Origin of the sequence: Tenacibaculum singaporense (assembly GCF_003867015.1) — a bacterium.
Classification (GTDB): domain Bacteria; phylum Bacteroidota; class Bacteroidia; order Flavobacteriales; family Flavobacteriaceae; genus Polaribacter; species Polaribacter singaporensis.
In genome coordinates this window covers 3,216,986-3,232,907 of sequence record NZ_CP032548.1, presented here as the reverse complement: position 1 = coordinate 3,232,907, position 15,922 = coordinate 3,216,986, and the positions used below count along the sequence as shown (strand labels likewise).

Below are 15,922 nucleotides of genomic sequence, written 5' to 3'. Positions count from 1 at the left end.
TACTATTTATTCATTATCAAAATCGTCTGTTATTTCAATTTCATCAAAAGTATCGTTGCTATCTTCATCATCAGTTTCATGATCTTCCATTGTTTGTTGTAGCTGAGAACTTATTTTTACTAAAAAAAGAGTATCTTCAGTATTTACTTCTACAGCTTTTACTGTTTCCCCTTTACTATTTTTAAAGGAAATAATGTCTGAATGATCGTATCCATCAGGATACCTCTCTACCAATAAATCTAAAATATTAGTAGTTAACTTAGCATAGTCTACAATAACTCTTTTCATAAGGTTACATTTTTAATAAATAAGCAAATATTAATGGAGCAACAATAGTTGCATCACTTTCTATAATAAACTTAGGAGTATCAATGTCTAGTTTTCCCCAAGTAATCTTTTCATTTGGAACAGCTCCTGAATAAGAACCGTAGCTGGTGGTTGAATCTGAAATCTGACAGAAATAACTCCAGAAAGGAGTGTCTTCTCTTTCTAAATCTTGATATAGCATTGGTACTACACAAATAGGGAAATCTCCAGCAATTCCACCTCCAATTTGGAAAAATCCGATACCGTTTTCTGAGTTTTCAGTATACCAATCCGCTAAGAAGGTCATATACTCAATACCTGATTTCATAGTAGAAGCTTTTAGTTCTCCTTTTACTACGTAAGAAGCAAAAATATTCCCCATAGTACTGTCTTCCCATCCAGGAACAACAATTGGTAAGTTCTTTTCTGCTGCAGCATACATCCAAGAATCTTTCAAATCGATTTCGTAATACTCTTCTAAAACTCCTGATAATAATAATTTATACATGTACTCATGAGGAAAATAACGCTCACCAGCCTCTTCTGCATCTTTCCAAATTTTAAAAATATGTTTTTGTAAGCGTCTAAAAGCTTCTTCTTCAGGAATACAAGTGTCTGTAACACGATTTAATCCTTTTAACAATAAGTCCCACTCATCTTGCGGAGTTAAATCACGATAGTTAGGAACTCTTTTGTAGTGTGAGTGCGCTACTAAATTCATAATATCTTCTTCAAGGTTTGCTCCCGTACAAGAAATAATATCCACTTTATCTTGACGAATCATTTCAGCGAAAATTTTTCCTAACTCTGCTGTACTCATAGCGCCAGCTAATGACACTAACATTTTTGAACCTTGTTCTAATTGTGCTTCGTACCCTTTTGCAGCATCAACTAATGCAGCTGCGTTAAAGTGTAAAAAGTATTTTTCTATAAAATTGGTTATAGGTTTGTTCATTTTTTTATTTTGTTAAATAAGTTTTTCAACAATTACCTGTACTACTTCAAAAAGAATTAGAAGAATGATAATCCATTCTAGCATGCTACTGTACTTATGTTGTAGTATATCGTTGAATAAATCTAAATTTTCTTTAATTACGTTTAAACTATTTTCTATTCCTTGATGACGTTTTATAATATCTAATTCATCTTTTAGTTTATAATCTAAATCAGATAAATCTTTGTTATTCCAAGCTACATCTGGAGAGTCAAAAACAAATAGGTTTTCAGCAATGTTGTTTTTTAAATTTAAGGTTTTACCAATAAATTTTCGCATTTGAATTTTAGAAAGTTTAAAACTTCCCATCTTTTCTAATTGCTTTGAATACACTAATGTTTTATCGTGTAAATCAGATGTTTTATTTACATAGTTCATCAATGCTACCGATTGTGCTAGGTTAAGCATAATGATATGCGCTACATCATCATTTAACTCTTTAATTTGAATAGTTCCGAAATCAACTTCTATGGTGTCAGAAAAAGTGATATTATATTTTTCTGAGGGCAAGTTGTTGATATTTGAATTTTCTTTATTGATTAAAAAACTAACAATTTGATTAGTTAAATCATTTGTACAGTTCATAAAAACAACACTTCCATAATCTTTTATATAGATGTATGAATTGTTTGTGATTTTATATAGTAAAAAAGAATGTTCTCTTTTTACTAACTCATACGATTCAAACTGTGAGCGAATAGCACTTAGTGCTATTCGTCTTTCAAGATGATATGCAATTGTTTGTAAGTGCATTTTAGTAATCGTCGTCGTCGTTTTTAAACTTCGCTAATTTGTTAAATGGAGAGCTTTCGTCATCATCGTAATCTTCTTCATCTTCCATAGTAGAAGAAAACTTATAGCTCAACATTTTATAATATAACTTAGCCGCTAAAAAGTCTGATGATTTTTCATTCTCGTTAGGGCATAACTCCACAATGTCAAAACCAACTACATTTCTTTCGGTAAATACTCTCTTTAAAAACTCTAACGTTTCGTAGTAAAATAATCCTCCTGGTTCTGGTGTTCCTGTACTTGGTAATAGCGATGGGTCAATAGCATCTAAATCAAATGTGATAAAAACATTACCTGTTAATTGATCAATAACTTCATCCATCCAGTATTCATTTACAGCCATATCGTGTGCAAAAAAGACTTTATCCATATTCATAGAAGACTTTTCTGATATGTCCATACTGCGAATACCTACTTGTACTAAGTTAGTTGTTTGACTCGCTTCGTATACAGCACAAGCGTGATTGCAAGAACTACCTTCATATTCCTTGCGTAAATCGGCATGTGCATCAATATGTAAAACAGTAAGGTTGTTAAAACATTCGTTAAAAGCACGGATAGTACCGATAGAAATTGAATGTTCTCCACCAAAAAGTGTTACAAACTTATTTTTATTAATAAATTTTTTAGTCGTTGCATGCACAGCTTCTACCATAGCTTCTGGAGAAGAATCTTCTGTAACAGCATCCGCTAAATAAACCCCTTCTTTATATACTTCACTATCAGTTTCTATATCGTATAACTCCATATTTTCTGAAGCATCTAAAAATGCTTCAGGACCTTTGTCAGCTCCTTTTTGCCAAGTACTAGTTCCGTCGTAAGGAACAGGGATAAGTACTACTTTAGCATTTTCTAATTTAGCGTATTGGTCAGGTATTCCTGCGTAATTTCTTTTTTTCATCTTAATATTTTTTTACTAGTATCCTAAGATAGATAATAGCTCTTCACTCTTTTGTTGTTCTTTAAATAGTTTGGTGGTTAAATCACCGTTTTCGTTTATGTCAATTAATATATGTTTTGGAGTTGGGATTAAACAGTGTTGTAATCCGCCAAAACCACCAATAGTTTCTTGGTATGCTCCAGTATTGAAAAAGCCTACGTATAAAGGACTCTCTTTTTCGTATACAGGTAAATAAATTCCGTTTACGTGTTGTTCAGAATTGTAATAATCATCGCTGTCACAAGTTAAACCGCCTAATAAAACACGTTCGTATCTATGATTCCATTTGTTAAGAGGAAGCATGATAAAACGTTTATTAATAGCCCAAGAATCTGGTAAGGTGGTAATGAAAGATGAGTTAATCATGTTCCATTTTTCACGATCATTTTGTTTTTTTTGATATAATACTTCATATACAGCTCCTCCTGATTCACCTACCGTAAAACTTCCAAACTCAGTAAAAATATTAGGAACATCTACACCAGATTCTTTACAAGCAAGGTTTATTTGGTTTATAATTTCATCTACCATATACTCGTAGTCGTAATCAAAAGCTAGTGAGTTTTTAATAGGAAAACCACCACCAATATTTAAACTATCTAAACTAGGACATACTTTTTTAAGTTTTGTATATACTCTTAAACACTTTAACAACTCGTTCCAGTAATAGGCATTATCTCTAATTCCTGTATTAATAAAGAAATGTAACATCTTTAACTCTACTTGAGGATTATTAGCTATTTCACGTTCGTAAAACGATACAATATTTTTGTAACCAATTCCTAAACGACTAGTATAAAACTCAAACTTAGGTTCTTCTTCAGAAGCTATGCGAATCCCCACATTAAACTTACTTCTAGTTTCATCAAGTAATAAGTTTAGCTCTTCATAATTATCTATTATAGGTATACAATTTGTGTGTCCGCCATCAATTAAGCTTATGATATTAGCAATATATTGGTCGCGTTTAAAACCGTTACATAATACATAAGCATCATCGCTTAATCTTCCTTCTTTTTTTAGTGATTTTACAATATCAATATCAAAAGCAGATGATGTTTCAATATGTATATCATTTTTTAAAGCTTCATTTAAAACATATTTAAAGTGTGAACTTTTAGTACAATAACTATAGTTATAACTACCTTGATAATTGTGCTTTTCTATTGCTTTATGAAACCAGCTTTTAGCTTTGTTTATATTTTCTGATATTTTAGGTAAATAAGTGAATTTTAACGGAGCTCCGTATTGTTTCACTAATTCAATCATATCAATGTTGTGAAAAAATAAATTATTGTTTTCAGTATGAAATTCCGCTTGTGGAAAATCAAACGTTTGTTCTATTAAGTCTTTATATTTAGTATTCATTAATTATTTTAGTTGTATCTGTATGTAGGGTACAGAAAATCATTCAAAAAACAGTAAAGGCATATACCAGAACTTTTTTAAATAAAAGTGTATAACAAGTTTCGTTGTTGTTTTATAACAAGATGTTAAACCAAAATAAAATGAATAGTTAGACTCTTAAAGCTAAGCAATCACCGCACTGTTTATAAAAATTCAGTGGTAGAGAGTATTGAAAGTTGGAAGAAACCTTAATTTTTCGGTTGTGCTTCTCAAACACTAAATAACTAACTATCTTCCCATAGAAGTTATTGCCGAAATAAGTAAAACATAACATTTTGACTTATGTAATAAGATGTGGTAAATGTAAACTATTTTTTAATACAACAAACTTTTTTTTATTTTTTTTAATAAATTGTTTTTTAGTTGTTTAGCTTGCTTTTTGTTTCTTTATTAGCTCTATTCCTTTGTATAAAATAGTCGTATTAGGTATAGTAATTTCCCTTTTTTCTTCTGGCATATACAGTAAAACATAAAACCCTGTTATGTTTTTAACAACACCTTGTAAGTCGAAGTCTTTATCTATAATTTTTATAGTATCTCCTATACGCATAGGATGATAAAAAAACAAAATAATACTAGCTGTTAGGTTTGATAAAATTGACCATTGTGCGAAAAATCCTACTCCTAATACTGCAAGTATTGAAGAAGCAAAAACAATTACTTCTTTAAAATTAATACCAAAAATAATTAGTGAAATAAATAAAGCCAAGGTATAATATAAAAAATAACTCAGGTTTAAAATTAGTTTTCTTCTGTGTGGTTCAATAGCGTTTTTTACAATATAAGACCTAGTTAATTTTTTTGTTATATGAATTAAAAAAAATAACGAAGCTGTTAAAAGTAAGAATTGTAAAAACGGATTGTATATAGATAATTCTAGAAAACGATTTTTCATTATTATGTTTTTTATACAAATATACTTCTGGTTTTGTAAATATAATCTCAAAATAAAAAATTATATTTGATTGAAAATCATAATTATATATCGTTATGAAGAATATTTTAATACCCTATAATTTTTCCGAAGCAGCTATTAATGCTTTGAACTATACAAAGCAACTATTTAAAGGAGTTGAAGTGAAAATTTATTTGTTAGACGTATACATAAGTCAACCTTCTGAACTATTGAGTGATGAAGAAAATGAGAAATGGTTTAATGAAATGGATAATGAAATTGAAGATGAATTAAAATACCTGATTGAAGTTTTAAGAAGAGAAAATACCAGTTTTAATTACGAGTATATTGTAGAATCAAATTCATTAACAAAAGCAGTTACTAAAACAATTGAAGAAAAGAATATTGATGTTGTAATTGCTGGTACCAAAGGAGCAAAAAGTCTAGCAGAAACATTTATTGGTACAAATACTATGAAAATGATTAATGTAGTTAATAAGTGTCCAATACTTGTGGTTCCTATGAATTACAAGTACAAACCATTACATCAAATAGTATTTTCAACAAACTATAAAAGATTGTTTACAAACAAAGAGTTACAGTTTTTACTTAACTTAACAACGATTAAAAAGTGTATATTGGAGGTTGTGTGTTTATCTGAAGAGAATTTTTTGTCTGAAAACCAACAAAGAAATAAAGTGAAATTAAGAGAGTTGTTACAAGGTATTAATGTAACGTATAAAAAAATAGATTGGGAAGGCTCTGAAACATTAACAGTTGAGAAACATATTGAAGAAACAGAAAGTGAGCTGTTGGTTTTAATAAACCATAAGTACAATTTCTTTAACCGCTTGTTAGAAGAAAATGTAATAAAAAAATCGGCATTCAATAGTAAAATCCCTATTTTGATATTACCGGAAATAGCTTAATTATGAAATTTACTGAAGAATTTTACAAAAGTATAGCTAACTTGTTCTATGCCGTTTCTATGGTCGATAAAAATATGACCGTAGAAGAGAAAAAGAGTATTGTTAAAAGAGTAGAATTAAACTGGTCTACTTCAGAAAAGAAATCAGATAGCGAATTGATTTATGAAACCATAAGAGGGTTGATTAAAGAAAAAACTACTTCTGAAGAAGCCTATGAAAATTTTAAAGAATACTATTTGAAGCATAAAAAAGAATTTACAAAAAAAATAGTACATGATTTATTAGCGGCGTCACACGAAATTTCTACTTCTCATGCTGGAAAAAATAAATCAGAACTCATAATTTTAGCCAGACTTTACAAATTATTTAATCTCGTATAACTAAACAGATGGCAAGGTTTATAACCAAACAAAAAAACACTAAAAATGTAATTCCTGGAAGCCCAGTTTTTGTAGGAAATCAAAAAGAAGAGAATACTAGAATACGATTAATAGGTTATGATGAAAATGAACTTGAAGAAGTAGAGCTAGAAACCATAAATGAACTTGAAAATTATATAAGTAAATACAAAAGACTTTGGATTAATATTGATGGTTTGCACGATGTTGAGTTAGTAAGGAAAGTTGGAGAGTTGTTTGGTATTCACACACTCATTCTTGAAGATATTGTAAATACAGATCAGAGACCTAGAGTTGATATTGAAGAACATTATATTTTTACAAGTATTAAGATGATGTTTCTAAATAAAGAAAAGCACCAATTAGAAGCGGAGCAAATATCTATGTACTTATTAAAAAATGTGCTGATTACTTTTCAAGAAAAACAAGGGGATATTTTTGAGTCGGTAAGAGAGAGGTTGCGTAATAAAACAGGAAGGGTGCGAAACTACAATACAACTTATTTAAAGTATTGCTTATTGGATGTAATTGTAGATAATTATAATTTTTTAATGGAAACTTTTGGTGAGAAAGTTGAAGACTTAGAAGATAAAATTTTACTACAACCTAATAAAAATACGCTACAAGAAATTAATAAATATAAAATAGAACTTAACTATTTTAGAAAAGCAATAAGACCAGCTCGCGAGGCAATAAATAGTTTTAGAGCTTTAAAAACTGAATTAATAACTAAAAAAGAGCAACCTTTTTTTAATGATTTAAACGATTTGGTTCAACGAAGTTATGATTCAGTTGAAAACTATAAAAGTATGTTGAGTGAGCAACTTACTGTATATTCAACAAACGTAAATAATCGTTTGAATGATATTATGAAAATACTAACCATATTTTCAGTAGTATTCATTCCTATTACTTTTATAGCGGGTATATATGGGACAAACTTTGAGTATATACCAGAGCTTAGGTACCGTAGTGGGTATTTTGTAATGTGGGGAGTTATCCTGCTTACAGTGTTGATTATGTTAGGGTATTTTAAATACAAAAAGTGGTTTTAAGGATTGTTTAAGTTTTTGAAATTTAATTTTTTGTACTTTTGTGTTGTAAAATGAAAAAAGTATTTCATAAAATAGCATCTATTGTAATGGCTTTTGTAGTGTTGTTATCTACAATGTCATTTACAGTTAACAGTCACTTTTGTGGAGACATGTTAGTGGGTACAAGCTATTTTGTAAAAGCTGAATCTTGTGGAATGGATATGAAGCAAGAAACAAAATCTGAAGACTGTTCAGTAATGAAAAAGAACTGCTGTCAAGATGTGGCTTCAGTAGTTGAAGGTCAAGATACTTTAAAGATTACGTCTTTGGATCAACTATCTTTTAATCAACAAGTCTTTATAGCTTCATTTTATTATAGCTATATTAATTTATTTGAAGGAATTCACAATAAAGTAATTCCTTTTAAAGATTATACACCTCCACTGGTCATCAAGGACATTCATGTACTTGATGAAGTATATTTAATATGATTTTTAAACAATAACTAGTTATCCTTTTGAGAAACTCATTAGGATGATTTGTCGTATTCGATGTTTTTTTAACATCAATGTTTAATTGTTTAAAATCATTTTTTATGCTAAATAAAAGCATTAAATTTTTAATAGAAAACAAGCTGGTAGCAGTTATATTACTCGTTTTATTTGTAGGATGGGGAACTGTAAATGCACCATTTAATTTAGATACAGGTTTTTTACCAAGTAATCCTGTAGCGGTTGATGCCATTCCAGATATTGGGGAAAATCAACAAATTGTTTTCACAAAGTGGGATGGACAATCACCACAAGATATAGAAGACCAAATAACCTATCCATTAACAACATCTTTATTAGGAATCTCAGGAGTGAAAACCATTCGTAGCTCCTCTATGTTTGGACTTTCAAGCATCTATGTAATTTTTGATGAAGGAGTAGATTTTTATTGGAGTCGTTCTCGAATTCTAGAAAAACTAAATTCATTACCAAGTAATTTATTGCCAGAAGGAGTAAGTCCGTCTTTAGGACCAGATGCAACAGGTTTAGGTCAAATTTTTTGGTATACATTAGAAGGACGAGATGAAGAGGGAAATGTAACTGGAGGTTGGGATTTGCATGAATTACGTAGTGTACAAGATTACTATGTAAAATATGCGCTTTCATCGGCTAATGGAGTGTCTGAAGTAAGTTCAATAGGAGGTTATGTTCAAGAATACCAAATAGACGTAAAGCCAGAGTTGATGCGTCAATACAATATCAGTTTACAACAAATTGTAGCAGCAGTAAAACAAAGTAACCAAGATATTGGAGCGCAAACGATAGAAATAAATCAAGCTGAATATTTAGTTCGCGGTTTAGGGTATGTAAAGTCTATAGCCGATATTGAAAATGCTGTAGTAACAGCTAAAAATTATACTTCAATACGAATAAAAGACATCGCAAAAGTATCGTTAGGAGCAGAACCACGTAGAGGGATTTTAGATAAAGAAGGAGCTGAGGTAGTAGGAGGTGTAGTGGTATCTCGTTACGGAGCAAATCCTTTAGAAGTAATTACCAATGTAAAGGAGAAGATTAAAGAACTAAGTGCAGGTTTACCAAGTAAAGAGTTAACAGATGGTAGAACTTCTCAATTAACTATTGTTCCGTTTTATGATCGTACAGAATTGATTCATGAAACGTTAGATACGTTGAATGAAGCATTAACATTGGAAATACTAATTACCATTTTGGTAATTGTTGTAATGGTCTTCAATTTAAGAGCCTCTGTACTAATATCAGGTCTATTACCTGTGGCGGTATTGATGGTTTTTATTGCAATGAAAGCCTTTGGAGTAGATGCAAACATTGTAGCCTTATCAGGTATTGCTATTGCTATTGGAACCATGGTTGATGTCGGGGTCATACTCTCCGAAAACATCATAAGTCATTTAGAGAGAAAAGAAAAGAGAGAAGAGAATAGTGTCATTCCGACAGAGCGAGGTATGAGTGACGAGGAATCTCTATCTATTAACCAAATTGTTTACAATGCAACAGCTGAGGTTTCGGGTGCGATTGTAACAGCGGTAATGACAACTATTATTAGTTTTATTCCCGTGTTTACGATGATAGGAGCCGAAGGGAAATTATTCCGCCCACTGGCATTTACCAAAACTTTTGCATTGATAGCAGCTATTATAGTGGCATTGTTTTTAATACCACCATTTGCAGCTGTCTTATTCAAGAAAAAAGAGTTGACAAAAAACTTTAAGTATTTTATAAATGGAGTTTTAATAGCATTAGGTATTACAGCTGTTTTTTACGGAAGTTGGCTAGGAATTGTATTAGTAGCTTTTGGAGCTGTACAATTTTGGAGTAACTATTCAGGAAAAACAAAGGTTAGTTTTTCACTTTTCACTTTTCACTTTTCATTTTCAGTAAATACCATCAATATCGTTATATCTGCATTAGCAATTGTAGGTTTGTTAGCAGAATATTGGAGACCTTTAGGAGTTGATAAAAGTATTGTAACCAACCTTTTATTTGTAGCTCTGATTTGTTTCGGGTTGTTAGGTTTTTTCAGTTTACTTCAAAAATATTACAATCAGATATTACGTTGGGCATTGAACAATAAATTACTGTTTTTAACCATTCCGTTAACAGTGTTAACTTGTGGGTTCCTTATTTTTAAAAATACAGGAAAAGAATTTATGCCTTCGTTAAATGAAGGGTCATTTTTATTGATGCCAACTTCAATGCCACATTCGGGAACAGAAGAAAATAAGCGAGTATTACAACAGTTAGATATGGCAGTTGCCAATATTCCAGAAATAGCAACAGTCGTAGGGAAAGCAGGAAGAACAGATTCAGCACTAGATCCAGCACCTTTATCGATGTATGAAAATGTGATTAACTACAAGCCAGAGTATGCATTAAATTCTGATGGAGAACGCCAGCGATTTAAGGTTGATGAAAATGGTGGTTTTATACTGAAAGAAGGAATGTCATTGCGAGCGAAATATGGTGAAGCGTGGCAATCTATTGATGCAAACACGGAACTTATTCCCGATGAAGACGGAGAATTTTATCGTAACTGGCGTCCGCATATCAAATCACCTAATGATATTTGGAATGAGATAGTAAAAGTAACCAAGTTGCCAGGAGTAACATCAGCGCCTAAATTACAACCTATTGAAACCCGATTGGTTATGTTGCAGACAGGAATGCGAGCTCCAATGGGGATCAAAGTAAAAGGACAAGATTTAAAACAAATTGAAGCTTTTGGAGTAGAACTTGAAGGAGTTTTAAAAGAGGTTGAAGGTGTTAAAAAAGAAGCTGTTTTTGCTGATAGAATTGTAGGGAAACCTTATTTGTTAATTGATATTGATAGAGAAAAATTAGCTCGCTACGGAGTTGCCATTCAAACAGTGCAAAATGTGTTGAAAGTAGCTGTAGGAGGTATGCAACTATCGCAAACGGTAGAAGGAAGAGAACGTTACGGAATTCGAGTTCGTTACCCAAGAGAATTACGTTCTAGTCCAACGGATTTGGAAAGTATTTATGTGCCAGTTGCGAAAGGAACACCAATTCCGTTGAGTGAATTAGCAACGATTCGTTATGAACAAGGACCACAAATGATTAAGAGTGAAGATACTTTTTTAATAGGGTATGTGTTGTTTGATAAGTTAGATGGTTTTGCTGAGGTAAATGTGGTAGAAACTGCTCAAAAAGCAATTCAACAAAAAATAGATTCAGGAGAGCTGGTTGTTCCTAAAGGAATCTCTTATCAGTTTACAGGAACGTATGAAAATCAATTAAGAGCGGAAAAAACATTATCGGTAGTAGTACCTTTAGCATTGATGATTATCTTTTTAATACTGTATTTTCAGTTCCGTTCAGTAGCTACTTCATTAATGGTGTTTACAGGGATTACAGTAGCTTTTGCAGGAGGATTTATCATGATGTGGTTATACGGACAAGACTGGTTCTTGAATTTTAGTGTATTTGGAGAAAACCTACGAGAACTATTTCAAATGCATCCAATAAACTTAAGTGTTGCTGTATGGGTAGGGTTTATTGCATTGTTCGGAATTGCAACCGATGACGGAGTAGTAATGGCAACCTACTTAAAACAAACATTTACTAAAGACAAGCCCCAAACTATTGAAGCTATACGAGTATCTGCTTTGCATGGTGGTAGTAAGCGTATTAGAGCTTGTTTAATGACAACAGCAACGACCATTTTAGCATTATTACCTGTATTAACTTCAACAGGAAGAGGTAGTGATATTATGATTCCGATGGCAATTCCTGCTTTTGGAGGAATGATTATAGATGTGACTTCGTATTTTATAGTACCTGTGTTGTACAGTTGGCGTGAAGAATTTTTATTAAAAAGGAAAGTTAAAAGTGAATAGTGTAAAGTGTAAAATTTTTAAACATGAGTATTTTAAAAAATAAAAGTTATGAGTTTGCACTAGAGATAGTGAAGCTTTCGCAATATTTAGTTGCTGATAAAAAGGAATACATCTTAAGTAAGCAACTTTTAAGAAGTGGTACAGCTATAGGGGCTTTAATAAGAGAAGCTGAATTTGGACAAAGTAAAAAAGACTTTATTCATAAAATGAGTATTGCCTTAAAAGAAGCTAATGAAACCTTGTATTGGTTAGACCTTTTGAAGGATACCAAGTATATAGTTGAAGATACATATTCATTGTTGCATTCAATTTATAAAGAATTAGTAGCAATGCTAGTGAGTTCAATAAAAACAGCAAAAAAATCATTATTATGAAACGATTTATAACTTTTATATTTCATGCAACAAAGAATTGGATAGTTTTGTGTTTTTCGTTTTTCGTTTTACACTTAAAAAGGATATTCACTTTTAGTTTTTCACTTTTAGTTTTTCACTTTTCAAATGCGCAAGACTTACAAGGATATATAAACATAGCCTTAGAAAATAACCCAGAAGTGCAACAGTTTGATACGAAGTATAAACGCATTTCTGAGAAAAAAGAAGAGGTAAATACACTCCCTAATACTGAGTTCGGAGCAGGTTATTTCGTAAGTACACCAGAAACACGTACAGGTCCGCAGCAATTTAAATTATCTGTAAAACAAATGATTCCTTTTTTCGGAACCATAACTGCACGAGAAAACTATGTTTCTTCATTAGCTGATGCAGCTTATCAGGATATCGTAGTTGTAAAACGTAAACTAGCAACATCAGTAGCGCAGTCGTATTATAAGCTTTATGAAGTTAAAGCAAAACAAAAAGTATTAGACGAAAATATAGCGTTACTTGAAACGTATGAAAAGTTAGCGTTAACTTCTGTTGAAGTAGGAAAAGCATCAGTAGTAGATGTGTTAAGGTTACAAATAAGACAAAACGAGTTAGCACAACAAAAAGAAGTGTTACAAGAAACTTTTTTAGGAATGCAGAAAGCATTTAATAAGCTGTTGAATCAGGAGGTGAACACACCAGTTTCAGTAGCTGATAGTTTGCAAATCCCGAATGAAGTGAATAAAATACAACCAAGTACTTTGAAGTTACATCCAGAATTGGTGAAGTTTGACAAGTTGTATACTTCTGTAGAAAAGTCTGAATTCTTAAACCAAAAAGATAAACAACCAATGATTGGTTTTGGACTTGATTATGTGAATGTTGGTAAGCGTACCGATATGAATGTGATAGATAATGGAAAAGATATTGTAATGCCAATGGTATCGTTGTCAATTCCTATTTTTAATAAGAAAAATAAATCTATCAGTAAGCAAAATAAGTTAAAGCAAAAGGAAATTTTATCGCAAAAGGAACAGCGATATAATATGCTAGAGTCTGTATTATACAGAGCAGTTTCAGATAGAAAAGCATCTGTAATAAGTTATCAAACACAACTTAAAAATTTAGAGCAAGCTAAAAATGCAGAGCAAATTTTGGTAAAAAGTTACGAGACAGGAACCATAGATTTTAACGATGTGTTAGATATTCAAGAATTACAATTGAAGTTTCAAACGAATATGATAATGTCAGAAGTAGCTTATTATACACAAAGTGCCACTATTAATTATTTAATAAAGTAAACAGATGAAAAAATATATAATATATATAGTAATTTTAATTGCTGGGGTATTCTTAGGATGGCTACTTTTTGGTGGAGGTTCTTCAAAAAGTGAGGCAGCTCATGACCATACTACAGCAGAAAAAGGTAAAATGTGGACATGCTCTATGCACCCACAAATTATGCAACCAGAACCAGGAGATTGTCCTATTTGTGGAATGGATTTAATCCCTGCGGAAGTAGGAGCTGAAGGACTAGCTGCAAATCAGTTTAAATTGACTAAAAATGCATTGGCATTAGCAAATGTACAGACAACTGTAATTGGTAATGCTATAAGTGCTGATAATACAATTACATTATCCGGAAAAATAGCAGAAAACGAAAAGTCAAATGCAGTACAAGTAAGTTATTTTGCAGGAAGAATAGAACGTTTAAATGTGAACTTTACAGGAGAAGAAATAAGAAAAGGCCAGTTGTTGGCAACAGTATATTCTCCTGAATTGGTAAAAGCACAGCAAGAATTATTAACAGCAGCGTTAGTAAAAGAAAATCAGCCAGCATTGTATAAAGCAGTTAGAAATAAATTGAAATTGTGGAAGCTGTCCGAAAATCAAATTAATCAAATTGAAAAAACAGGGAAAGTCAAAGAAAACTTTCCTGTGTATGCTACAGTTTCTGGTACAGTATCAGAAAAATTAGTAGAACAAGGAGATTATGTAAGCCAAGGACAGGCCTTATTGAAAATAGCTAATTTGAATTCAGTATGGGCAAACTTTGACGTATATGAGAATCAAATCAGTAATTTTAAAGTAGGTCAAAATATATCAATTACTACAAATGCATATCCTAACGAAACTTTTAAAGCAAAAGTTTCGTTTATCGATCCTGTGTTAAATCAAGAAACTCGTACGGTAACTATGCGTGCTGTTCTTAACAATAGCAAAGGAAGGTTTAAGCCAGCTATGTTTGTTACAGGGAATGTGGAAGCTACAGAAAAGCAAACAGAGCAACAATTGAGTATTCCAGCTACAGCAGTTTTATGGACAGGAAAACGTTCAGTTGTATACATAAAACCTGACGCAAGTAAACCAGTTTTTGAAATGCGAGAAGTGGCATTAGGAAGAAGAGCAGGAGAGAGCTATTTAGTAGAGAAAGGGTTGAAGTCAGGAGAAGAGATTGTTACGAATGGAGTGTTTACAATAGATGCTTCAGCACAATTACAAGGAAAGAAGTCAATGATGAACCATACAAAAGAAATTATGGAATCTTTCAGTACTCCTGAAGCTTTTAAAGAGCAATTACAGAAAGCTTATGATGGGTATATTGTCTTAAAAGATGCTTTGGTGAAAACTGATGCAAATGCAGCAAAAATAAGTGCAGGCAACCTACAAAAAACCTTAACATCGGTTGACATGAAGTTGTTAACGAATGAAGAAGCTCATAAACAGTGGATGCAATTAGTTCCTGCGCTAAAGTCAAGTAATGCAGAAATTGCAAAAACTACTGATGTAGATGTACAGCGAAAGTATTTTAAAGTATTATCAGAGCATTTTATTATAGCAGTTCAATCTTTCGGGATAAATGAGGTTACCTATAAACAATACTGTCCTATGGCAGATAGTGATAAAGGTGCTTATTGGTTAAGTAAAGAAAAACAAGTATTAAATCCATATTTTGGCGATATGATGCTAAAATGCGGTGAGGTAAAAGAAACAATTATTAATAATTAAATATCAAATCAAAATGAAAAAAGTAATCTTAGGGGTAGCTATGTTAGCTACTATTGGTTTAGTAAGTTGTAAAAACGAAGCTAAAAAAGAAACAGAAACAAAAGAAGTACAAACAGAGCAAACTACTACTAAAGAAGTAGCAATGACTGAAGCAACTTTTGGAGTAAGAGGTAATTGTGGAATGTGTAAAAACACAATTGAAAAAGCAGTAAGCGGTGTTGATGGAGTAGCGTCAGCAGATTGGGATAAAGTAAGAAAGCAAATCAACGTATCGTTTGATGATTCTAAAACTAATTTAGATGCTATTCATAACGCAATTGCAGCATCTGGTTACGATACTGATAAAGTAGCAAGTAATGAAGAGGCTTATGGTAACTTACCAGGTTGTTGTCAATACGATCACAATATGGAAATGAGTTTAAAAGGTGATGTAAAAGCAGACGAAACGTCTAATCACTAATTGTAA

Annotated in this window: 15 protein-coding genes; 9 read left to right on the top strand and 6 right to left on the bottom strand. The window is 31.7% G+C overall.

Going from position 1 to position 15,922, the window contains the following annotated elements:
* Positions 1-6 precede the first annotated feature (6 nt).
* From D6T69_RS14565 to D6T69_RS14540, 6 genes are all read right to left on the bottom strand, one after another.
* Positions 7-288 carry a hypothetical protein gene (locus D6T69_RS14565; protein WP_125068662.1) on the bottom strand — a complete coding sequence of 94 codons (282 nt, stop codon included), beginning with the start codon at positions 286-288 and terminating at the stop codon, positions 7-9.
* 4 nt (positions 289-292) lie between these two features.
* Entirely contained in the window at positions 293-1,261 is a 969-nt protein-coding gene (locus D6T69_RS14560) for a deoxyhypusine synthase family protein (RefSeq protein WP_125068660.1), read from the bottom strand.
* 12 nt (positions 1,262-1,273) lie between these two features.
* Positions 1,274-2,053: an RMD1 family protein gene (locus D6T69_RS14555; RefSeq protein ID WP_125068658.1), complete on the bottom strand. Its 780-nt coding sequence runs from the start codon at positions 2,051-2,053 to the stop codon at positions 1,274-1,276.
* A gap of 1 nt (position 2,054) precedes the next feature.
* Complete coding sequence (gene speB / locus D6T69_RS14550) at positions 2,055-2,993, bottom strand: agmatinase (RefSeq protein WP_073181580.1); 939 nt, start codon at positions 2,991-2,993, stop codon at positions 2,055-2,057.
* 15 nt (positions 2,994-3,008) lie between these two features.
* On the bottom strand, positions 3,009-4,400 hold the full coding sequence (locus tag D6T69_RS14545) for an arginine decarboxylase (RefSeq protein ID WP_125068656.1): 1,392 nt from the start codon (positions 4,398-4,400) through the stop codon (positions 3,009-3,011).
* A 406-nt stretch (positions 4,401-4,806) separates the two neighbouring features.
* Positions 4,807-5,334 carry a mechanosensitive ion channel domain-containing protein gene (locus D6T69_RS14540; RefSeq protein ID WP_125068654.1) on the bottom strand — a complete coding sequence of 176 codons (528 nt, stop codon included), beginning with the start codon at positions 5,332-5,334 and terminating at the stop codon, positions 4,807-4,809.
* Positions 5,335-5,429: 95 nt separating this feature from the next.
* Between D6T69_RS14540 and D6T69_RS14535 the strand changes: the two genes are divergently transcribed.
* The 9 genes from D6T69_RS14535 to D6T69_RS14495 all read left to right on the top strand — a co-directional run bounded on the left by D6T69_RS14535 (position 5,430) and on the right by D6T69_RS14495 (position 15,916).
* Positions 5,430-6,263 (top strand): universal stress protein, encoded by an 834-nt coding sequence (locus tag D6T69_RS14535; RefSeq protein ID WP_125068652.1) that lies wholly within the window; start codon positions 5,430-5,432, stop codon positions 6,261-6,263.
* Between the two features lie 2 nt (positions 6,264-6,265).
* On the top strand, positions 6,266-6,643 hold the full coding sequence (locus D6T69_RS14530) for a hypothetical protein (protein WP_125068650.1): 378 nt from the start codon (positions 6,266-6,268) through the stop codon (positions 6,641-6,643).
* 8 nt (positions 6,644-6,651) lie between these two features.
* A complete protein-coding gene (gene corA / locus D6T69_RS14525; protein WP_125068648.1) occupies positions 6,652-7,716 on the top strand; it encodes a magnesium/cobalt transporter CorA in 1,065 nt (354 codons plus the stop codon).
* 50 nt (positions 7,717-7,766) lie between these two features.
* A complete protein-coding gene (locus D6T69_RS14520) occupies positions 7,767-8,186 on the top strand; it encodes an HYC_CC_PP family protein (RefSeq protein WP_125068646.1) in 420 nt (139 codons plus the stop codon).
* A gap of 104 nt (positions 8,187-8,290) precedes the next feature.
* The gene (locus D6T69_RS14515) at positions 8,291-12,082 is read left to right on the top strand and encodes an efflux RND transporter permease subunit (protein WP_125068644.1); all 3,792 of its coding nucleotides are present in this window, start codon (positions 8,291-8,293) and stop codon (positions 12,080-12,082) included.
* Between the two features lie 23 nt (positions 12,083-12,105).
* On the top strand, positions 12,106-12,456 hold the full coding sequence (locus D6T69_RS14510) for a four helix bundle protein (RefSeq protein WP_125068642.1): 351 nt from the start codon (positions 12,106-12,108) through the stop codon (positions 12,454-12,456).
* On the top strand, positions 12,453-13,748 hold the full coding sequence (locus D6T69_RS14505; protein ID WP_125068640.1) for a TolC family protein: 1,296 nt from the start codon (positions 12,453-12,455) through the stop codon (positions 13,746-13,748). Before D6T69_RS14510 ends, D6T69_RS14505 begins: the two co-directional genes overlap by 4 nt.
* A gap of 4 nt (positions 13,749-13,752) precedes the next feature.
* Positions 13,753-15,456, top strand: a complete 1,704-nt coding sequence (locus D6T69_RS14500; protein ID WP_125068638.1) for an efflux RND transporter periplasmic adaptor subunit — start codon at positions 13,753-13,755, stop codon at positions 15,454-15,456.
* Positions 15,457-15,469: 13 nt separating this feature from the next.
* Positions 15,470-15,916 carry a heavy-metal-associated domain-containing protein gene (locus D6T69_RS14495; RefSeq protein WP_125068637.1) on the top strand — a complete coding sequence of 149 codons (447 nt, stop codon included), beginning with the start codon at positions 15,470-15,472 and terminating at the stop codon, positions 15,914-15,916.
* Positions 15,917-15,922 lie beyond the last annotated feature (6 nt).

Excerpts from the sequence above, each read along its gene's own strand:
- corA (WP_125068648.1), top strand. The coding sequence starts at position 6,652 with ATGGCAAGGTTTATAACCAAACAAAAAAACACTAAAAATGTAATTCCT.
- D6T69_RS14530 (WP_125068650.1), top strand. The coding sequence starts at position 6,266 with ATGAAATTTACTGAAGAATTTTACAAAAGTATAGCTAACTTGTTCTAT.
- D6T69_RS14495 (WP_125068637.1), top strand. The coding sequence starts at position 15,470 with ATGAAAAAAGTAATCTTAGGGGTAGCTATGTTAGCTACTATTGGTTTA.
- D6T69_RS14505 (WP_125068640.1), top strand. The coding sequence starts at position 12,453 with ATGAAACGATTTATAACTTTTATATTTCATGCAACAAAGAATTGGATA.
- D6T69_RS14545 (WP_125068656.1), bottom strand. The coding sequence starts at position 4,400 with ATGAATACTAAATATAAAGACTTAATAGAACAAACGTTTGATTTTCCA.
- D6T69_RS14540 (WP_125068654.1), bottom strand. The coding sequence starts at position 5,334 with ATGAAAAATCGTTTTCTAGAATTATCTATATACAATCCGTTTTTACAA.
- D6T69_RS14560 (WP_125068660.1), bottom strand. The coding sequence starts at position 1,261 with ATGAACAAACCTATAACCAATTTTATAGAAAAATACTTTTTACACTTT.
- D6T69_RS14535 (WP_125068652.1), top strand. The coding sequence starts at position 5,430 with ATGAAGAATATTTTAATACCCTATAATTTTTCCGAAGCAGCTATTAAT.
- speB (WP_073181580.1), bottom strand. The coding sequence starts at position 2,993 with ATGAAAAAAAGAAATTACGCAGGAATACCTGACCAATACGCTAAATTA.
- D6T69_RS14555 (WP_125068658.1), bottom strand. The coding sequence starts at position 2,053 with ATGCACTTACAAACAATTGCATATCATCTTGAAAGACGAATAGCACTA.
- D6T69_RS14520 (WP_125068646.1), top strand. The coding sequence starts at position 7,767 with ATGAAAAAAGTATTTCATAAAATAGCATCTATTGTAATGGCTTTTGTA.
- D6T69_RS14500 (WP_125068638.1), top strand. The coding sequence starts at position 13,753 with ATGAAAAAATATATAATATATATAGTAATTTTAATTGCTGGGGTATTC.
- D6T69_RS14510 (WP_125068642.1), top strand. The coding sequence starts at position 12,106 with ATGAGTATTTTAAAAAATAAAAGTTATGAGTTTGCACTAGAGATAGTG.
- D6T69_RS14515 (WP_125068644.1), top strand. The coding sequence starts at position 8,291 with ATGCTAAATAAAAGCATTAAATTTTTAATAGAAAACAAGCTGGTAGCA.
- D6T69_RS14565 (WP_125068662.1), bottom strand. The coding sequence starts at position 288 with ATGAAAAGAGTTATTGTAGACTATGCTAAGTTAACTACTAATATTTTA.